Consider the following 15,813-nt stretch of genomic DNA (forward strand, 5'->3'; position numbering starts at 1 on the left):
GCCGGTCAGCGGATCATGCGGAAGCAGAAGAACGTCGGGAAGCGGTAGTACTCGCCCTTCCCGGCCTTGACCGCGCCCAGGATCAGGAACACCCACTGCCCGAGGCCGTCGATCAGGTACACCGGGATCAGCAGGACCAGGAACGCCGGCGCGTCCAGGAGGATCGCGGGCGGCACGCACACCAGCAGCACCACCACGAGGTGGATCAGGATCGTGAGCAGGTAGTTGAGCGACTGGGCGGCGTGGAAGCGGACGAACGCCGACTCGCGCCGCTTCACGAAGTAGATGATGAGCGGGGCGAGGAAGCTCAGGAAGAGCGTCCCGAGGTAGCTCATCAACGCCCAGGTGGTCTCCTCGCTGGAGACCTGCGGACCCGGGCCGTAGGGGACGCCGGGCGGGCCGTACCCCCAGCGCGGGTCGTACCCCTGACCGGGGCCGGCGCCGGGGCCGCCCGGGGGCGGTCCGTCTCCGTGGCCCTGCTGCCGGCCGTGCCCGTAGCCGGGCGGGGGCGGCGCGCCGGGCGCCTGGCCGTAGGGGGAGTGGTAGGGCGGCGGCTGGTCGATGTTGTCGGGCGAGGGGGGAGGTTGATCGGTCACGGGACAGGAATCTATCCGAACCGTGCCGAACGGGGCGGCGTCCCACCTCACGGAGGTGTCATGTCGGCGACCGAGGCACTGCGCGCGGGAGATCCCGAGCGGATCGGGCCGTTCCGGCTGATCGGCAGGCTCGGGGAGGGCGGCCAGGGCGTCGTGTTCCTCGGCGAGCGGGCCCTGCCGGAGGAGGGAGAGGAAGCCCCGGCGGGTCCGGTGGCGGTGAAGCTGCTGCGCGCCTGGCTGGGGCACGACCCCGAGGCGCGGGCGCGCTTCATGCGCGAGCTCGACACGGCCAAGCGCGTCGCCCGCTTCTGCACGGCGGCGGTGCTGGACGCCGACGTGGACGGCGACCACCCCTACATCGTCAGCGAGTACGTGGACGGCCCGTCGCTGCACCAGGTGGTCCGGGCCGAGGGCCCGCGCGACGGCGGGGTGCTGGAGCGGCTGGCGGTCGGGACGGCCACCGCGCTGGTGGCGATCCATCAGGCGGGCGTGGTGCACCGCGACTTCAAGCCGCACAACGTGCTGCTGGGCCCGGACGGCCCGCGCGTCATCGACTTCGGCATCGCCCGCGCGCTGGACGGTTCGACGATCACCGCCAGCGGGGTGGGGATGGGCACCCCCGCGTACATGGCGCCCGAGCAGCTGGCCGGGGAGCGGGCGGGACCGGCGGCCGACGTGTTCGCGTGGGCGGGCACGATGGTCTTCGCCTCCTGCGGGCGCCCGCCGTTCGGTGACGACAACCTGACGGCGGTGGCGCACCGGGTGCTGTACGAGGCGCCGCGTCTCGGGGCGCTGCCCGGTCCGCTGCGCGAGCTGGCGGCGCGCTGCCTGGAGAAGGACCCGGCGCTGCGGCCGCCCGCCCCGCAGGTGCTGCGGACGCTGCTCGGAGAGCCGGAGCCGGAGGCCACGGATCCGCTGCCGCCCGCGGTCCTGCGGGCGGCGGCCGTCGCCGGTACGGGGCCGGGGCTCACGCCTGCGCCGCCCGCGCCGCCCGCGTCGTCCACGCTTGCGGACGGTCCGCCGCCCGCGACCGTTCCGGCGGCGAAGCCCGGGGGCGGGGTGCCCGGGGTGGTCGCCGTGTCGGGGGCGGTGATCGCGGTCTCGGTGGCCGTCGTGGTCACGGTGCTGGCGCTGACCGGCGCCTTCCCGTTCATCGGAGGCGGGGGCGGGCCCTCGGGTGGCGCGTCCACTCCGCCGCAGGCGAATCCGAGGGTGACCACGACCACGACCACCACCGCGACGGCGTCCACCCCGGGCGTCCCGGACGAGCCGCAGACCCCGCCCGACGGGCAGGACCCGCCGGAGGATCCCGCGGGCTTCCCCGCCGCCTTCGCCGGCACCTGGACGGGGCAGGTCCGGCAGAACGACGGCAAGGTCTTCCCGGTCGCGCTCACGCTTCCCGAGGGCGGGCGGCAGGGGCGGGTGTCCTATCCCCAGCACGCGTGCTCGGGGGTGGTCACGCTGATCGGCGAGCCGGGCGAGCGGTCCCTCGCCCTGCGCGAGCAGATCACCTCGAACACCCAGGCGTGCGTGGACACGGGCACGACCACGCTGGCGCGCGAGACCGGCGGAGCGCTGCGCTTCGGCTACCGGGGGACGTCCCAAGGCCAGACCTGGACCGTGGAGGGCACGCTCTCCCGCTCGTGAGCGTCAGTCGAAGACGATGACCGAGCGGGCGACGGCGCCCGAGCGGACGTGCGCGACGCCCTCGTTGACCTCCTCCAGCGGGATCCGCTCGCTGACCAGGCGTTCCAGGTTGAGCCGGCCGCGCCGGTGCAGGTCGGCCAGCAGCGGCAGGTCGCGGGCGGGGGAGGCGTCGCCGCCCTGGGTGCCCATCAGCCGCCGCGAGCCGAACAGCTGTCCCGGCGGGATCCGCAGGTCCTCGCCGGCGGCGGGGCTGCCCACCATGACGGTGGTGCCGCCCGGCTGGGTGGCGGCGAACGCGGTGGCCAGCACGTCGGCGATGCCGGTGGCGTCGAAGGCGTAGTCGACGCCGCCGCGGACGATCTCGCCGACCCGTTTGGGCAGGTCGTCGGCCGGCACGGTGTGGGTGGCGCCGAACTCCTCGGCCAGCCGCAGTTTCGCCTCCACCACGTCGGCCGCGATGATCGTGGTGGCGCCGGCCAGGACCGCGCCCTGGACGGCGTTCAGCCCCACCCCGCCGCAGCCGACCACCAGCACGCTGGAGCCGGGCTCCACCCGGGCGGTGTTGAGCACGGCGCCGACGCCCGTGACGACCCCGCAGGCGGTGAGGGCGAGCAGGTCGAGCGGGGCGTCCCGGGGGACCTTGACGCACATCGCCTCGCCGACCACGACCTTCTCGGCGAAGGAGCCGATGCCGATGTAGGGGCGGACGACCTCGCCGCCGGCCGTCAGCCGGGTGGTGCCGTCGGCGGTCAGGCCCATGATCGTGGACATCCGGGTCCGGCCGCCGCACAGGTGGGGGCGGGCCCGGGCGCAGTTGCGGCAGCGGCCGCACGGCCCGTTCATCGCGACGACCACGTGGTCGCCGGGCTTGACGCCGGTGACGCCGGGGCCGGTCCTCTCGACGACGCCGGCGCTCTCGTGGCCGAGCACGCAGGGCAGGTGGGCGACGACCGGGCTCTTGCCGTCGACGGCCTTGATGTCGGAGCCGCAGATGCCGGATGCGGCCACCTTCACCAGCACCTCGCCGGCGCGCGGGTCCTGGACCGTCACCTCGGCGATCTCCAGCGGTCGGCCGAAGCCGCGCAGCAGTGCCGCGCGCATCGCCGTGCCGGAGCCCGCGCCGGCTTCCTCGCCGGGGCCCGTGCCCGCGGTGTCGTTCCCGGTCACCGTCACGTCCGTCCCATCCTTCCGCCGGTGTCGCCCCGGCTCACCGTAACACCAAGCAATTGCTTGGTCGAGGGCGGCGGAGCGTTGACAGTCTCGCGCCGCCGAACTTACGCTCCTGCCCAAACGAGCGCTAGGTCACACCGGCCGCCGCCTCGTCCGTGCTGGTCGAACGTGCCCGGAGGCGCCATGCAGGCCACGAACGCGATGAAGACAGCCACCACGCTCGCCGCGTCCACCGCCCTGGCGCTCGCCCTGGCCGGATGCGCCACCGGCAACGAGTCCGGCGGCGGCGACGGCGCCGCCGGGGTCACCGACGGCACGATCAAGATCGGCGGAATCCTCACCGAGACCAGCGCCACCGGCTACTCCACCGGCGGCGCCGAACTCGGCGCCAAGGCCCGTTTCGAACGTGCCAACGCCGAGGGCGGGGTGCACGGACGCAAGATCGAGTTCCTCGGCGCCGAGGACGACGGGATGATCCCCGACAAGGGCGCCGCCGCGGCCCGCAAGCTCGTCCAGAAGGAGAAGGTGTTCGCGCTGGTCCCGGTCAGCGCCCCGCAGTTCGGCGGCGCCGAGTTCCTGGAGCAGCAGAAGGTGCCGTGGGTCGGCTGGGCGACCGGCCCGTTCTGGTGCGGCAAGGCCAGCGCGTTCGGCTTCAACGGCTGCCTGGCGCCCAAGCCCGGCCAGGGCACCCAGACCTGGTGGGGCAACCAGGTCGCCGCCCAGCTCGGCGGCGGCGCGGGCAAGAAGGTCTGGGTCCAGGCCACCGACTCCACGGCCAGCAAGTACGGCGTCCAGACCATCTCCAAGTCGTTCACCGCGGCCGGGTTCGCGCTCGCCGGCACCTCGGCCGCCCTGCCCGCCCAGGCGCCCCCGCAGGACTGGTCGCCCTACGTCAACAAGATCATGAAGAGCGCGGACGGGAGGCCGCCCGAGGTCGTCGTGTCCGTCATGGCCGGCGGCAAGTTCAACTCCGGGCTGTACGGAGCCCTGAAGAAGGCCGGCTACAAGGGCCTCATCACCGACGCCACCTCCTACGACCCCAAGGTGCTCGCCGACCCGCAGACCCTCCAGGCCCTGGAGGGCGTGTACTCGGCGCCGCAGTTCGAGCCGTTCGAGTCGACCGCGCCCGAGGTCGTCGCGATGGTGGCCGACCTGCGCAAGACCGGCGGCGCGACCGTCGTCCCCGACCAGCACATGGCCACCGGCTACTGGTCGGCCGACGTCTTCCTCGCCATGCTCCAGAAGGCGGGCAAGGACCTCACCCGCGACTCCTTCCTCAAGGCCGTCGAGACCTTCTCCTACGACAACAAGGGCATCGGCCGCCTCCGCCTCCCCTCCGGCAAGACCGAGTCCAACGGCTGCGGAGCCCTGGTGAAGCTGGACGGCGGCAAGTTCACCATCGCCCAGAACCTCAAGTGCTTCGACAACACGACCCTCTGAGCCCCCCGGGCACGGGCGGCGGCGGCATCGGCGCGAGGACGCGGAGGTAGCGGGTGTCTGAACTGGTCGGATACGTCCTGAGCGGGCTGGTGACCGGCGCGGTCTTCGCGCTGATGGCCTCGGGACTGACACTGTCGTACGCCGCCACCGGCGTGTTCAACTTCGCGCACGGCGCCGTCGGCTTCCTCACCGCGCTGCTCTTCTTCGAGCTCACCACCGGGCTCGGCTGGCCCGTCTGGATCGCCGGGCCGTTCGCCATCCTGGTCTTCGCGCCGCTGCTGGGCTACCTGCTGCACCGGCTGATGTTCCGCGGCCTGGCCACGGCGGGGGAGACCGCGCAGATCGTCGCCACCATCGGGCTGACGATCGCGCTCCCCGCCCTCGGGCTGTGGACGGTGGACGTCCTGGTCGGCACGTTCGGCGCCGACCTGCCGAGGGTCACCGAGGGCGCCGCCGCCCGCGGCCTCGGACCGCGCCCGGTGGAGACCTGGCACCCGATCGGCGGGGTGACGATCGATTCGGACCAGCTCGTCACGTTCGCGCTCGCGCTCGCGGCCGCCGCCGGGCTGTGGGTCCTGATGCGGCACACCCCGTTCGGCCTGCGGATGCGCGCCACCGTCGACCGCCGGTGGCTGGCCACGCTGCGCGGCGTCGACGCCGACGCGGCCTCCGCGCAGGCGTGGATGCTCAGCTCCGGGCTGGCCGGGCTCGCCGGGGTGCTGGCCGTCCCGGCGCTGGGGCTGGACTCCAACGCCTTCACCGTGCTGCTGTTCGCCTCGGCGACGGCGGCGGTGTTCGGACGGCTCCAGTCGATCCCCATCACGTTCGCGGCCGGGCTCGGGCTCGGCGTCGTGCAGAACCTCGTCGCGGGGTACGCCGACTTCGCCGAGAAGGTCACCGGGTTCCGCACGGCCGTCCCGGCGATCCTGCTGTTCGCCGGGCTGCTGGTGCTGGGCCGGGCGCGCGGCCGCGCCGCCGGGACGATCGCCGAGGACGCCCCGCCCCCCGACTACCTGGCCGACCTGCCGCGCTGGCGCCGCGCGCTGCCGTGGAGCCTGTCGCTGGCGGCGCTGCTGGTCTGGACGTTCACGCTCGGCGACGACTACTGGGTGGGCCTGATCGCGCAGGGCCTGGTGCTGGCGCTGATCTTCTGCTCGTTCGTGGTGGTCACCGGGATCGGCGGCATGGTCAACCTGGCGCAGGCGTCGTTCGCCGCGCTGGCGGCGCTGACCGCCGGGCTGGTGTTCGGCAAGGGGCTGCCGTTCCCGCTGGCGGTGGCGGCCGGGGTGCTGGCCGCCGTCGCCGCCGGCGTCCTGGTGGCGCTGCCCGCGCTGCGGCTCGGCGGCCGGGTGCTGGCGCTGGCCACGCTCGCGCTGGCGCTGCTGGCCGACCAGGTGCTGTTCCAGATCGACGCGTTCAGCAACGGCACGGTCGGCTGGAAGCTGCCCGCCTTCTCGCTCGGCTTCACCGACACCAACGATCCGCGCACCCGCGTCGTGCTACTGCTGGCGGTGATCGGCGCGGTCGCGCTGCTGGTCCGCAACCTGGAACGGTCCGCGTCCGGGCGCGCCATCCTGGCCGTGCGGTCGGCGCCGACCGCGGCGCGGTCGGTGGGCATCTCCGCGACCCGCGCCAAGATCACGCTGTTCGCGCTGGCGTCCGGGATCGCGGGCCTGGGCGGGGTGCTGCACGCCACGTTCAACGGCCAGATCACCGCCACCGACCTGCCCGCGCTCACCGGGTTCGTCTGGCTGGCCGTGGTCGTGCTGCAGGGGGTGCGGCGGATCGGCGGCGCCGTCCTGGGCGGGGTGATCATGGCGCTGACCCCGGAGGTGCTCGACAACGTCACCGACTCCGAGTACGTCGGGATGATCCTGTTCGGGCTGGGCGGCATGATCCTGGCCCGGCATCCCGACGGCGTGCTGGCCCAGTTCGCCGAGCAGCGCTACCGCCGCCGCAAGCGCCGCGAGCGGCTCGCCAGGGCCGAGGCCGATGCCGAGACCGCCGCTCCGGCCGCGGCCGCCGGCGAGCCCGCGGTGCGGGCCGCGCCCCGCGAGGAGGCGGACGGGGCTCCGCCGGACGTGCTCCGCTTGGAGGGCGTCGTCGCGGGATACGGCGACGCGACCGTGCTGCGCGGCGTCGACCTGGCCGTCCCGGCGGGGCGGGTCGTGGCGCTGCTCGGCGCGAACGGCGCGGGCAAGTCGACCGCCTGCGCCGTCGCCGGGTCGATGACCCCCGCCGCGGGACGCGTCCTGCTGGAGGGCCGCGACATCACCGCCTGGCCCGCGCACCGCCGCGCCCGCGCCGGCATCTACCTGGCGCCCGAGGGTCGCGGCGTGTTCCCGTCCCTCACCCTCGAGGAGAACCTCACCACCTGGCTGCCGGACGCCGCCGACCGGGAGCGGGTGTACGAGCGGCTGCCCAACCTGGCCGGGCGCCGGACCGTCGCCGCCGGTGCGCTGTCGGGCGGCGAGCAGCAGCTCCTCGCGCTCGCCCCCGCCCTGGTCCGCCCGCCCAGGGTGCTGATCGCCGACGAGCCGTCGCTCGGCCTGGCGCCGCTGGTGGTGGAGCAGATCTTCGAGCTGTTCGGCGAGCTGCGCGACCGCGGCGTCGGCCTGCTGGTCGTGGAGGAGAAGGCGAGCGAGGCGCTGGCGCTGGCCGACACGGTCGCGTTCATGCGGCTCGGCCGGATCTCCTGGCAGGGCCCGCGCGCCGAGGTGGACGACGACCGCCTCGCCGCCGCCTATCTCGGTCTCGCGGCGGAGGGAGCACAGTGAGCGGGGACGCGGTGATCGAGGTCGACGGGGTCGGCGTCCGGTTCGGCGGCGTGCACGCCCTCGACGGCGTGAGCCTGACCGTGGAGCGCGGCCGCACCTGCGGGGTCATCGGGCCGAACGGGGCGGGCAAGACGACCCTGTTCGACGTGGTGACCGGGCTGCGCCGCCCGACCTCCGGGACGGTGCGGCTGGAGGGCCGGGACGTGACCGGCGCCGGGGCGGTGCGGCGGTCCCGGCTCGGGCTGCGCCGCACCTTCCAGCGCCCCCAGGTCTTCGGCCGCCTCACCGTCCTCGACAACGTGCTGACCGCCACCGAGTGGCACGGCGGCGGGGGCGGGCTGGCCGCCGACCTGGTCGGCCTGCCCGCCCGGCGGCGCCTGGAGCGCGAGCGCCGCGACCGCGCCGCCGCCGTCCTGGACCGCTGCGGCATCGGGGACCTGCGGGACGCCTACGCCGCCGACCTGCCGATCGGGCAGCGGCGCATGGTGGAGCTGGCCCGCGCCATCGCCGACGAGCCGTCGGTGCTGCTGCTGGACGAGCCGACCTCCGGCCTGGACGGCGACCAGGCCGCGCTGTTCGCCGAGGTCGTCCGGGGGCTGGAGGCCACGGTCCTGCTGGTCGAGCACGACGTCGGGTTCGTGATGTCGGCGTGCGAGCGGATCGTGGTCCTGGACCTGGGCAAGGTCATCGCCGACGGCGAGCCCGCGCGGATCCGGGAGGACCCGGTCGTGCGCGCCGCCTACCTCGGCTGAGCCGCGCGCTCAAAGGCCGCGGACGGCCGCGATGGTGAACGGCGTCTCCGGGACGCCCGGCCCCATCGGCCCGCCCCTGTCGAACTGCGACCGGACCACGTACAGCGTCCCGCCGTGGCGCGCCAGCGTCGTCGGTACCCGCAACGACGTGTCGGTGAGCCGCCGTTCCAGCGACACCGCCGAGCCGTCCCGGGAGACCCGCCAGCGGGTGACCGTGTTGGTCGTGTTCTGGACGGCCCAGAGGCGGCCGTGCTGGAACTCCAGGCCGTCGGCGTGCAGCAGGTCGCCGCCGCGCAGCGCGACCTTGCGGATGCCGCCCGTCGCCGGGTCGAGCCGGTAGAGGTCGCCGCCGGTCATGTCCACGGCCAGCAGGTGGCGGCCCGCGGCCACGATCCCGTTGAGGGTGAACGCGTCCGGCGCGTGCGGCTCCAGGACGCCGCTCAGGTCGAAGCGCGGCACGAGCGTCCCGCCGCCTTGGGCGAGCTGCCGCGGCGTGGCGCGGTAGACGACGGCGCGGACGCTGTCGGTCACGTACGCGCCGCCGTCGGGGGCGATGGCGAGGTCGTTGACGAACCGCGCACCCTCGCCGGGCACGGTGAACGAGGCCAGCAGGCGGCGGGTGCGCGTGTCGTAGACCGCGACGCCGGTCGTGGAGTCGGTCACCCACAGCCGTCCGGCGCGGTCGACCTTCAGGCCGTTGGCGGTGTCGCGCCCGTCGGCGCCCGCGGGCAGGAAGACCTCGGCGGCCTTCCGGCCCGGGGTCGCCCGGTAGATCGTGCCGTCGGCGTAGGACCCGGCGTAGAGGACCCCGGTGCGGGCGTCGGCCGCGACGCCCTCGGGGTAGACGCGGTCGCCGGGCAGCTCGTACGCCGTCGTGATCCGGGCGTGGACCTGGACGTGGGGCCGCGCCTCGGGCGGCCGCTCCGACGCGAGGGCCGGCGCGGCGCCGGGGGCGAGGGAAAGGGACAGGGCGGCGGCCACGGCCGCCGCTCCGAAGAAGGGGGACATCACGCCTCCAGTAGAGTTCTTCTCTGAATTCGAGCCCAAACTTTAATTAGAACCCTAATGCTCGTCAAGGCTCTCACATCCCCCCGGGGCGCCCCGGCTACCATGCGGGGATGACGTCGATGCCGGTGGCGCAGCGTTTGGGCTCGCACATCAAGCGGGCCGAGCAGGCGCTCAACGCGGCCAAGAACACCGCGCTCAGACCGTCCGGCCTGACCGTCCCGCAGTTCGGCGCGCTGCTGTTCCTCGCCGAGAACCCCGGCATCTCCGCCGCCGCGCTGGCCAGGGCGTGCGGCGTCACCCCGCCGACCATGAACACCGTGCTCAAGAACCTCCAGGAGCGCGGCCTCATCGAGCGCACCCCGCACGAGTGGCACCGCAACATCCTGGAGACCCGGCTCACCGCCGAGGGCGAGAAGATCCTGGCCGAGGCCGACGCCCGCGCGATCCGCGTCGAGCGCGGGCTCGCCGAGGCGTTCACCGCCGAGGAGCGCGAGACGCTGGTCTCCCTGCTGGGCCGCTGCGCCGCCTTCCTGGAGTCGGCCGAGCCGTCCTGACCCGCGAGCGGCGCCTCTGGCCGGTTCGTGCGACCTCCTGGGAACCGAGGGTGCGCGAGCGCATACTTGAAACGCCGGCGATCCCGGAACGCCGGCGGCGGGAGGCGGACAGGGTGGGCGGGCCCCAGGGCGAACTCCCCGCGGAGCCGAGCGGCTTCGTGGGACGCGAGCGCGAACTCGGCGCCGTCCGCTCCGCGGTCACGCGGACGCGGCTGGTCACGCTGACCGGACCGGGCGGCGTGGGCAAGAGCAGGATCGCGCTGCGCGCCGCGTACGAGATGGCCGGGCGCTTCCCCGACGGCGTCGCCTTCGTCGAGCTGTCCGGGCTCCGCGACGGGAGGCTGCTGGCCGACACCGTCGCCGCCGCCCTCGGGCTGCGCGACGGCACGGCCGCCTCCACCGCCGAGCTGATCGCCCGGGGCCTGCGCGACCGCCGCTTCCTGCTGGTCCTGGACACCTGCGAGCACCTGGTCGCCGACTGCGCCGAGCTGGTCCGGTCGCTGCTGCCGTCCTGCCGCAGGCTGCACGTGCTGGTCACCGGGCGGCAGCCGCTCCGGCTGGACGGCGAGTCGGTCCTGTCCGTGGCGCCGCTGCCGCTGCCCCCGCCGACCGGCCACGGTCACGGAGACGGCGACGCGCTCGCGCTCTTCGCGCTGCGGGCCGCCGAGGCCGACCCCGGCTTCACCCTCGGCGGCGACCGGCTGCGCCAGGCCACGCTGCTGTGCCGCCGCCTCGACGGCATCCCGCTCGCCATCGAGCTGGCCGCCGCGCAGCTGCGCTGGACGCCGCTGGACCGCCTCGTCCTCAAGGTCGACGGGCTGTTCTGGACGCTGGAGGGCGGCGGCGGGGACGAGGAGCCGCGCCACCAGACGCTCCGCACCACCGTCGGCTGGAGCCACGAGCTGTGCGCCCCGCTCGAACGCCTGCTGTGGGCCCGGCTGACCGTCTTCGCCGGCGGGTTCGACCTGGGCATGGCCGTCGAGGTGTGCGCCGACGAGCGGCTCGGCCGCGAGGACGTCGCCGCGTACCTGGCCGGGCTGGTGGAGAAGTCCATCGTGCACCGCGTCTCCGCGGACCGCTACGACATGCTCGACACGATCCGCGAGTACGGTGCCGTCTGGCTGGAGGAGGTCGAGGACATCGGCCCCCTGCTGGCCCGGCACCGCGACTGCGTGGCGCGGCTCGCCGGGCGCGCCGCGCAGGCGTGGATGTCCGACACCCAGCTGTCCTGGGTGCGCCGCCTGGACGCCGAACGCGACAACATCCGCGCCGCGCTGGAGTTCTCCTACACCGTCCCCGGCGAGGAGCGCGCGGGGCTTCGGCTGGCCGCGGCGATGTGGGGGATCTGGCTGTGCCGCTCGCGCTACGCCGAGGCCCGGTACTGGCTCGAACGCGGCCTCGCGCTCGTCCCCGAACCCGTGCCGGAACGCGCCGAGGCCCTCTGGCAGAACGCCTACCTGCTCACCAACCAGGGCGCGTCGCCCGAATCCCTGCCGCTGGTCGCCGAGTCGCTGAAGCTGGCCGACCGGGCGGGCGACACGGCCGGGTACGCGCGGGCGCTGCGCACGCTCGGCACCGCCGCCATGTTCATGGACGACACCGCCCGCGCCCGGCGGTCCTTCGCCGAGGCCGTCGTGCTCCTGGACGCCGCGGGCCTGCACTCCGACCTGGTCATGGTGAACGTCCTGCGCGCCTATCTGAACGCCCGTACCGGCGACCCCCGCGCCGCGCTGGCCGAATGCGACGGCGCGCTGAAGCTGATGAAGGACGCGCCCACCGAGTGCTGGATGCGGTCCTGGCTCGGCTACGTCAAGGCGCTCGCCCACTGGAGCCTGGGCGAGGGGGAGCGCTGCGCCGCCGAACTGCGCGCCTGCCTGGAGATGTTCCGCAGGATGGGCGACCCGGCCGGGCTCGCCAACTGCTTCGAGATGCTCGGCTACGTGTACGCGCGCGAACACCGGTACGCCGAGGGCGCGGTCCTGATCGGCGCCGCGTCCAGGTATCCCGACCCGATGACCGTGCCGCGGCTCAGCCTCCTGCAGCCGCACGGCCCGGACGCCCAACCGGAGATGCGCGTCCGGGAGGAGCTGGCGAAGGAGCGGTTCGCCGAGCACCGCCTGCGCGGCCGGGCCCTCAGCGTGGACGAGACCGTCCGGTTCGCCCGCGGCGAGCCGCTGGGGTCGTGACGGACGATCTCGAACGAACGGTCCCCGCCGTCGGTGGCGGTTGCCATACTTCGGACATGGTCGACGGATCACTGCACAGCCTTCTGCGCGAGCACGTGCGCGTCTCGCTGGCCCGCGCCGAGGACGACTTCGACACCATCGTGGCCGACGCGTTCGACCTGCTGGACGGCAAGGCCGACCGCGACGCGGTCGGCGCGGTGGCGCGGGCCGAGTTCGCCGCCTACCGCGAGGAGCAGCGCGCCTGGAACGGCGACCTGCTCGACGCCGAACGGCTGCTGGCGGCGTTCCGCGACCTCGACGCCGACGGGGTGGTGGCCCGCGCCGACTTCACCTGCTGCCAGTCCTGCGGCACCAACGACATCGGCGCCGAGGCCCCCGCGGGCGAGGCGCCCGCCGGATACGTCTTCTGCCACCGGCAGGACGTCGACGCGGCCGCGCGCGGCGAGGGCCTCTTCCTCTCGTACGGCGCGTTCAGCGAAGGCGGCGACGACGCCGAGATCGGGCGGCGGGCGGTGCGCGCCCTGCGCGAGCGCGGCCTGACCGTGGAGTGGGACGGCGAGGTCACCACCCGCATCCACCTGCCGCTGACCTGGCGCCGCCGCCGCTACGCCCACCTCGCCCGCTCGCCCGGCGGGCCCGACGACGAGGGCGGGAGCCTGGCGGTGACGTACTGCGACTACACCCGCGACCGCGCCGAGGACGAGCCGATCACGATGTCGTTCGAGGACTTCCGCGGCCTGCTGTACGAGCTGGTGCCCGCCGGTGACAACTTCATCACCTGCGAGGGCCGCTCCGGGCAGGTCGTCCAGGGCATGTGGGAGGAGGGCCCGCGGTTCTGGCTGGAGACGCCCGACCCGGGGGCGCGCTGCTCGTACGGGCGCTGGGCCACGCTCGACGAGGCCGCCGAGGTCGTCCGGGCCCTGGCGGAGGACGACCGCGTCGCGCTGACCGACCTCGGCGACCTGGAGACCGTCGTCTGGAGCTGACTCCGTGGCCGCGACGTGATGAGAAGCACCGTCGCGGCCGGGGCGGCCGGGCCCCGCCCCCGCCTAGAATCCAGTTCGGCATCAGTGGAGGGCGGCATGGTCGAACGGGTGAGCGGGACCGGGGCGATGATCAGTCGCGTCTACGTGGCGCGCGAACGGCACGCCCTGAAGAGCGCGCGGATCGACGTGCTGGCCGACCTGGCGGCGCGGGTGCGGGAGCTGACCGAGGCCGTCCTGCACACCGACGCCCCCGACGACGAGATCGCCGCCGCGACCGCCGAGATCGCCGTGCTGACCGAGCGGCTGTCGGCGGTCCGCCGCGAGTACCCGCCGGTCGCGCAGCTGGACGAGCACGGCGGCGTCCGGCAGCTGGCCAGCCCGGTCGGCGGCGAGCTCAACCCGATCTCCCCGCCCGTCCACGTCGAGATCCTCCCGGACGGCGCGGGCGTGCGCGGCGAGTTCACGCTCAGCGCCGTCTACGAGGGGCCGCCGACGCTCGTGCACGGCGGCGTCTCCGCGCTCATCCTCGACCAGGCCCTCGGCGTCGCCGCGTCCGCCAACGGCACCCCGGGCATGACCGCCACCTTCGACCTGCGCTACCGCCGCCCGACCCCGCACAGCGTCCCGCTCGTCGTCGAGGCGGCGGCCACCCGCGCCGAGGGCCGCAAGTGCTGGGTCGACGGCCGCATCATCGGCCCGGACGGCAAGCCCACCGTCGAGGCCACCGCGATGTTCATCACGCCCCGCCTCTAGGCGTACGACTCGTCCTTGGTGATGTCGGCCCGCGACCGGTCGGGCAGCAGCGCCACCGCCGTCAGCGTCAGCACGGAGCTGACCATCATCGCCACGGCGATCGCCCACCACCCGTAATCGTGCAGGAGCCAGGTCGCCAGCAGCGGCGCCGGGCCGCCCGCGATCACCGACGCCAGCTGGTAGCCGATGCCCGCGCCGCCGTACCGCAGCCGGGTCGGGAAGCTCTCGGCGATCAGCGACGCCTGCGGGCCGTACTGGATCGCGTGCGGGATCTGCGCGACCACCACGGCCAGGAACACCACCACGGCGACCTCGGTGGTGAGCAGCGCGAAGTAGGGGAACGCGATGACCGCGACCAGCAGCGACCCGGCCGCGTACACCTTCCGCCCGCCGATCCGGTCGCCCAGATGCCCGGCGGCCGGGATCGTGAACAGCTCCAGCACCGCCGCCGCCGTCACCGCCCCCAGAGCCAGCCCCTGCGCCATGCCGAGCTCGTCGTGGATGAACGTCAGCGCGAACGAGGTGAAGATGTAGAACGGCATCTGCTCCGAGCAGCGCAGCAGTGCGCTCAGCACGATCTCCTTCGGATGCCGCCTGATCACCTCGGCCACCGGCACCTTCGCCACCTCGGCCTTCTGCACGACCTCGGCGAACAGCGGCGTCTCCATCACCTGGATCCGCACCCACAGCCCGATCGCGACCAGCACCAGGCTGAGCAGGAACGGGATCCGCCACGCCCAGGCGGTGAAGGCGTCCCCGGCCGACAGCGCGATCGCCGTCATCGCCCCGGTGCCCAGGATCAGCCCGATCGGCACCCCGATCTGCGGCAGGCTCGCCATCAGCCCCCGCCGCCTCTGGTCGCCCCACTCCATCGACAGCAGCACCGAGCCGCTCCACTCGCCGCCGACCGCGATGCCCTGCAGGATCCGCAGCAGCACCAGCAGCACGGGCGCCGCCACCCCCAGCGTCTCGGTGCCCGGCAGCACGCCGATCAGCGCGCTGGAGACCCCATCAGCACCAGCGTGATGATCAGCGTCGCCTTGCGCCCGAGCCGGTCGCCCCAGTGCCCGAAGATCGCCGCCCCGACCGGCCGCGCCGCGAACCCCACCGCGTACGTCGCGAACGCCGACAGCGTCCCCGCGTAGTCCGAGGACTCGGGGAAGAACACGTCCTTGAACACGATCGCGGCGGCGGTGTTGTAGAGGAAGAAGTCGTACCACTCGATACTCGTGCCGACCACGCTCGCCAGGGCCGCCTTGCGCACCTGCCCGCCGCGCTCGGCCTCGTCCAGCGCGCGCGCCCGTCCCGCCTCGCCGGGATCCAGCACCATGGGGGCCGTCCTTTCCGATCGCCCCCGCCGATCACCGCCGTACTCTGCCCACACCGATACCCCGCAGAGATCACCCCCCAACCCCACCCAGACGATCATTCGGGCCGCGCGCTGCACCCGTCCCGAGAGCTCTGTTGCTCTGACCTCTCCCTGAGGTCAGAGAGCGGCCCACACGACCTTGCCGCCGTAGGCCGGACGCCACCCCCAGGCGGACGCGAGCGTTCCGACGATGAGGAGCCCTCTGCCGCCCAGCGAGTCGGGCGACGCCTCCTCGAACGCGGGTGGTACGGGGTTGTCGTCCCATACCTCGAGCGTGAGACGGTGTTTTGACGTCCGATGAGCGACGAGGGCGATCCTTCCGGCATGTTCCACGGCGTTGGTCACCAACTCGCCGGCGATCAGGCACGCGTCGTCCGCCAGATGGGGCTGCTCCCGTTCGCGGAGCGCGGCACGCAGTACGCGCCGTGCGACGCCGACCTCCGTGGGGGCCGGTCTGAGCGCGAGCACGCAGCGCGGCCGCTCGGCGAGCTCGATATTCGTGGTCACCAAACCCGACCTCCTGCCAGGTCACAGCCTGTTCTTGAGCGTTCGCCGAGAACCTGACACATATGTCA

The 15,813-nt window shown here is 74.1% G+C and carries 14 protein-coding genes; 8 read left to right on the forward strand and 6 right to left on the reverse strand.

What is annotated here, in order from left to right; genetic code table 11:
* Positions 1-5: 5 nt before the first annotated feature.
* Entirely contained in the window at positions 6-596 is a 591-nt protein-coding gene (locus tag ACZ466_RS33860) for a DUF4870 domain-containing protein (protein WP_378289191.1), read from the reverse strand.
* A gap of 60 nt (positions 597-656) precedes the next feature.
* On the opposite strand from ACZ466_RS33860, the gene ACZ466_RS33865 reads away from it, so the two are divergent.
* A complete protein-coding gene (locus tag ACZ466_RS33865) occupies positions 657-2,243 on the forward strand; it encodes a serine/threonine-protein kinase (RefSeq protein ID WP_378289189.1) in 1,587 nt (528 codons plus the stop codon).
* A gap of 3 nt (positions 2,244-2,246) precedes the next feature.
* Here the strand turns inward: ACZ466_RS33865 and ACZ466_RS33870 are convergent, their stop codons facing one another.
* On the reverse strand, positions 2,247-3,344 hold the full coding sequence (locus ACZ466_RS33870) for a zinc-binding dehydrogenase (RefSeq protein WP_378289223.1): 1,098 nt from the start codon (positions 3,342-3,344) through the stop codon (positions 2,247-2,249).
* Positions 3,345-3,596: 252 nt separating this feature from the next.
* Here ACZ466_RS33870 and ACZ466_RS33875 point away from each other — a divergent pair, with 252 nt between their 5' ends.
* From ACZ466_RS33875 to ACZ466_RS33885, 3 genes are read left to right on the forward strand one after another with little or no spacing between them, the layout of a single operon-like run.
* Positions 3,597-4,853 carry an ABC transporter substrate-binding protein gene (locus ACZ466_RS33875; RefSeq protein WP_378289187.1) on the forward strand — a complete coding sequence of 419 codons (1,257 nt, stop codon included), beginning with the start codon at positions 3,597-3,599 and terminating at the stop codon, positions 4,851-4,853.
* Between the two features lie 53 nt (positions 4,854-4,906).
* Positions 4,907-7,630 carry an ABC transporter permease subunit gene (locus ACZ466_RS33880; protein WP_378289185.1) on the forward strand — a complete coding sequence of 908 codons (2,724 nt, stop codon included), beginning with the start codon at positions 4,907-4,909 and terminating at the stop codon, positions 7,628-7,630.
* On the forward strand, positions 7,627-8,382 hold the full coding sequence (locus ACZ466_RS33885) for an ABC transporter ATP-binding protein (RefSeq protein ID WP_378289183.1): 756 nt from the start codon (positions 7,627-7,629) through the stop codon (positions 8,380-8,382). The genes ACZ466_RS33880 and ACZ466_RS33885 overlap by 4 nt, the downstream gene beginning before the upstream one ends.
* Before the next feature lie 9 nt (positions 8,383-8,391).
* On the opposite strand, the gene ACZ466_RS33890 is transcribed toward ACZ466_RS33885, so the two are convergent.
* Positions 8,392-9,390, reverse strand: coding sequence for an SMP-30/gluconolactonase/LRE family protein (locus ACZ466_RS33890; protein ID WP_378289181.1), 999 nt, complete (start codon positions 9,388-9,390; stop codon positions 8,392-8,394).
* 110 nt (positions 9,391-9,500) lie between these two features.
* On the opposite strand from ACZ466_RS33890, the gene ACZ466_RS33895 reads away from it, so the two are divergent.
* The 4 genes from ACZ466_RS33895 (at position 9,501) to ACZ466_RS33910 (ending at position 13,869) form a co-directional block, all read left to right on the forward strand.
* A complete protein-coding gene (locus tag ACZ466_RS33895; protein WP_378289179.1) occupies positions 9,501-9,944 on the forward strand; it encodes a MarR family winged helix-turn-helix transcriptional regulator in 444 nt (147 codons plus the stop codon).
* Between the two features lie 113 nt (positions 9,945-10,057).
* Positions 10,058-12,130 (forward strand): ATP-binding protein, encoded by a 2,073-nt coding sequence (locus ACZ466_RS33900; RefSeq protein ID WP_378289177.1) that lies wholly within the window; start codon positions 10,058-10,060, stop codon positions 12,128-12,130.
* A gap of 56 nt (positions 12,131-12,186) precedes the next feature.
* Positions 12,187-13,116 carry a DUF6891 domain-containing protein gene (locus ACZ466_RS33905; protein WP_378289175.1) on the forward strand — a complete coding sequence of 310 codons (930 nt, stop codon included), beginning with the start codon at positions 12,187-12,189 and terminating at the stop codon, positions 13,114-13,116.
* A gap of 96 nt (positions 13,117-13,212) precedes the next feature.
* Positions 13,213-13,869 (forward strand): PaaI family thioesterase, encoded by a 657-nt coding sequence (locus ACZ466_RS33910; protein ID WP_378289173.1) that lies wholly within the window; start codon positions 13,213-13,215, stop codon positions 13,867-13,869.
* Here the strand turns inward: ACZ466_RS33910 and ACZ466_RS33915 are convergent.
* The 3 genes from ACZ466_RS33915 to ACZ466_RS33925 form a co-directional block, all read right to left on the reverse strand.
* Positions 13,866-14,855: an MFS transporter gene (locus tag ACZ466_RS33915; RefSeq protein WP_378289171.1), complete on the reverse strand. Its 990-nt coding sequence runs from the start codon at positions 14,853-14,855 to the stop codon at positions 13,866-13,868. The genes ACZ466_RS33910 and ACZ466_RS33915 overlap by 4 nt on opposite strands.
* A 5-nt stretch (positions 14,856-14,860) precedes the next feature.
* The gene (locus ACZ466_RS33920; protein ID WP_378289169.1) at positions 14,861-15,199 is read right to left on the reverse strand and encodes an MFS transporter; all 339 of its coding nucleotides are present in this window, start codon (positions 15,197-15,199) and stop codon (positions 14,861-14,863) included.
* 156 nt (positions 15,200-15,355) lie between these two features.
* The gene (locus ACZ466_RS33925; protein ID WP_378289167.1) at positions 15,356-15,745 is read right to left on the reverse strand and encodes an ATP-binding protein; all 390 of its coding nucleotides are present in this window, start codon (positions 15,743-15,745) and stop codon (positions 15,356-15,358) included.
* Between the last annotated feature and the right edge of the window lie 68 nt (positions 15,746-15,813).

It is taken from the genome of Actinomadura rugatobispora (assembly GCF_055379765.1).

Coding starts and splice junctions, on each gene's coding strand:
- ACZ466_RS33865 (WP_378289189.1), top strand. CDS start 657: ATGTCGGCGACCGAGGCACTGCGCGCGGGAGATCCCGAGCGGATCGGG.
- ACZ466_RS33870 (WP_378289223.1), bottom strand. CDS start 3,344: ATGCGCGCGGCACTGCTGCGCGGCTTCGGCCGACCGCTGGAGATCGCC.
- ACZ466_RS33875 (WP_378289187.1), top strand. CDS start 3,597: ATGCAGGCCACGAACGCGATGAAGACAGCCACCACGCTCGCCGCGTCC.
- ACZ466_RS33890 (WP_378289181.1), bottom strand. CDS start 9,390: ATGTCCCCCTTCTTCGGAGCGGCGGCCGTGGCCGCCGCCCTGTCCCTT.
- ACZ466_RS33895 (WP_378289179.1), top strand. CDS start 9,501: ATGACGTCGATGCCGGTGGCGCAGCGTTTGGGCTCGCACATCAAGCGG.
- ACZ466_RS33905 (WP_378289175.1), top strand. CDS start 12,187: ATGGTCGACGGATCACTGCACAGCCTTCTGCGCGAGCACGTGCGCGTC.
- ACZ466_RS33910 (WP_378289173.1), top strand. CDS start 13,213: ATGGTCGAACGGGTGAGCGGGACCGGGGCGATGATCAGTCGCGTCTAC.
- ACZ466_RS33920 (WP_378289169.1), bottom strand. CDS start 15,199: ATGGTGCTGGATCCCGGCGAGGCGGGACGGGCGCGCGCGCTGGACGAG.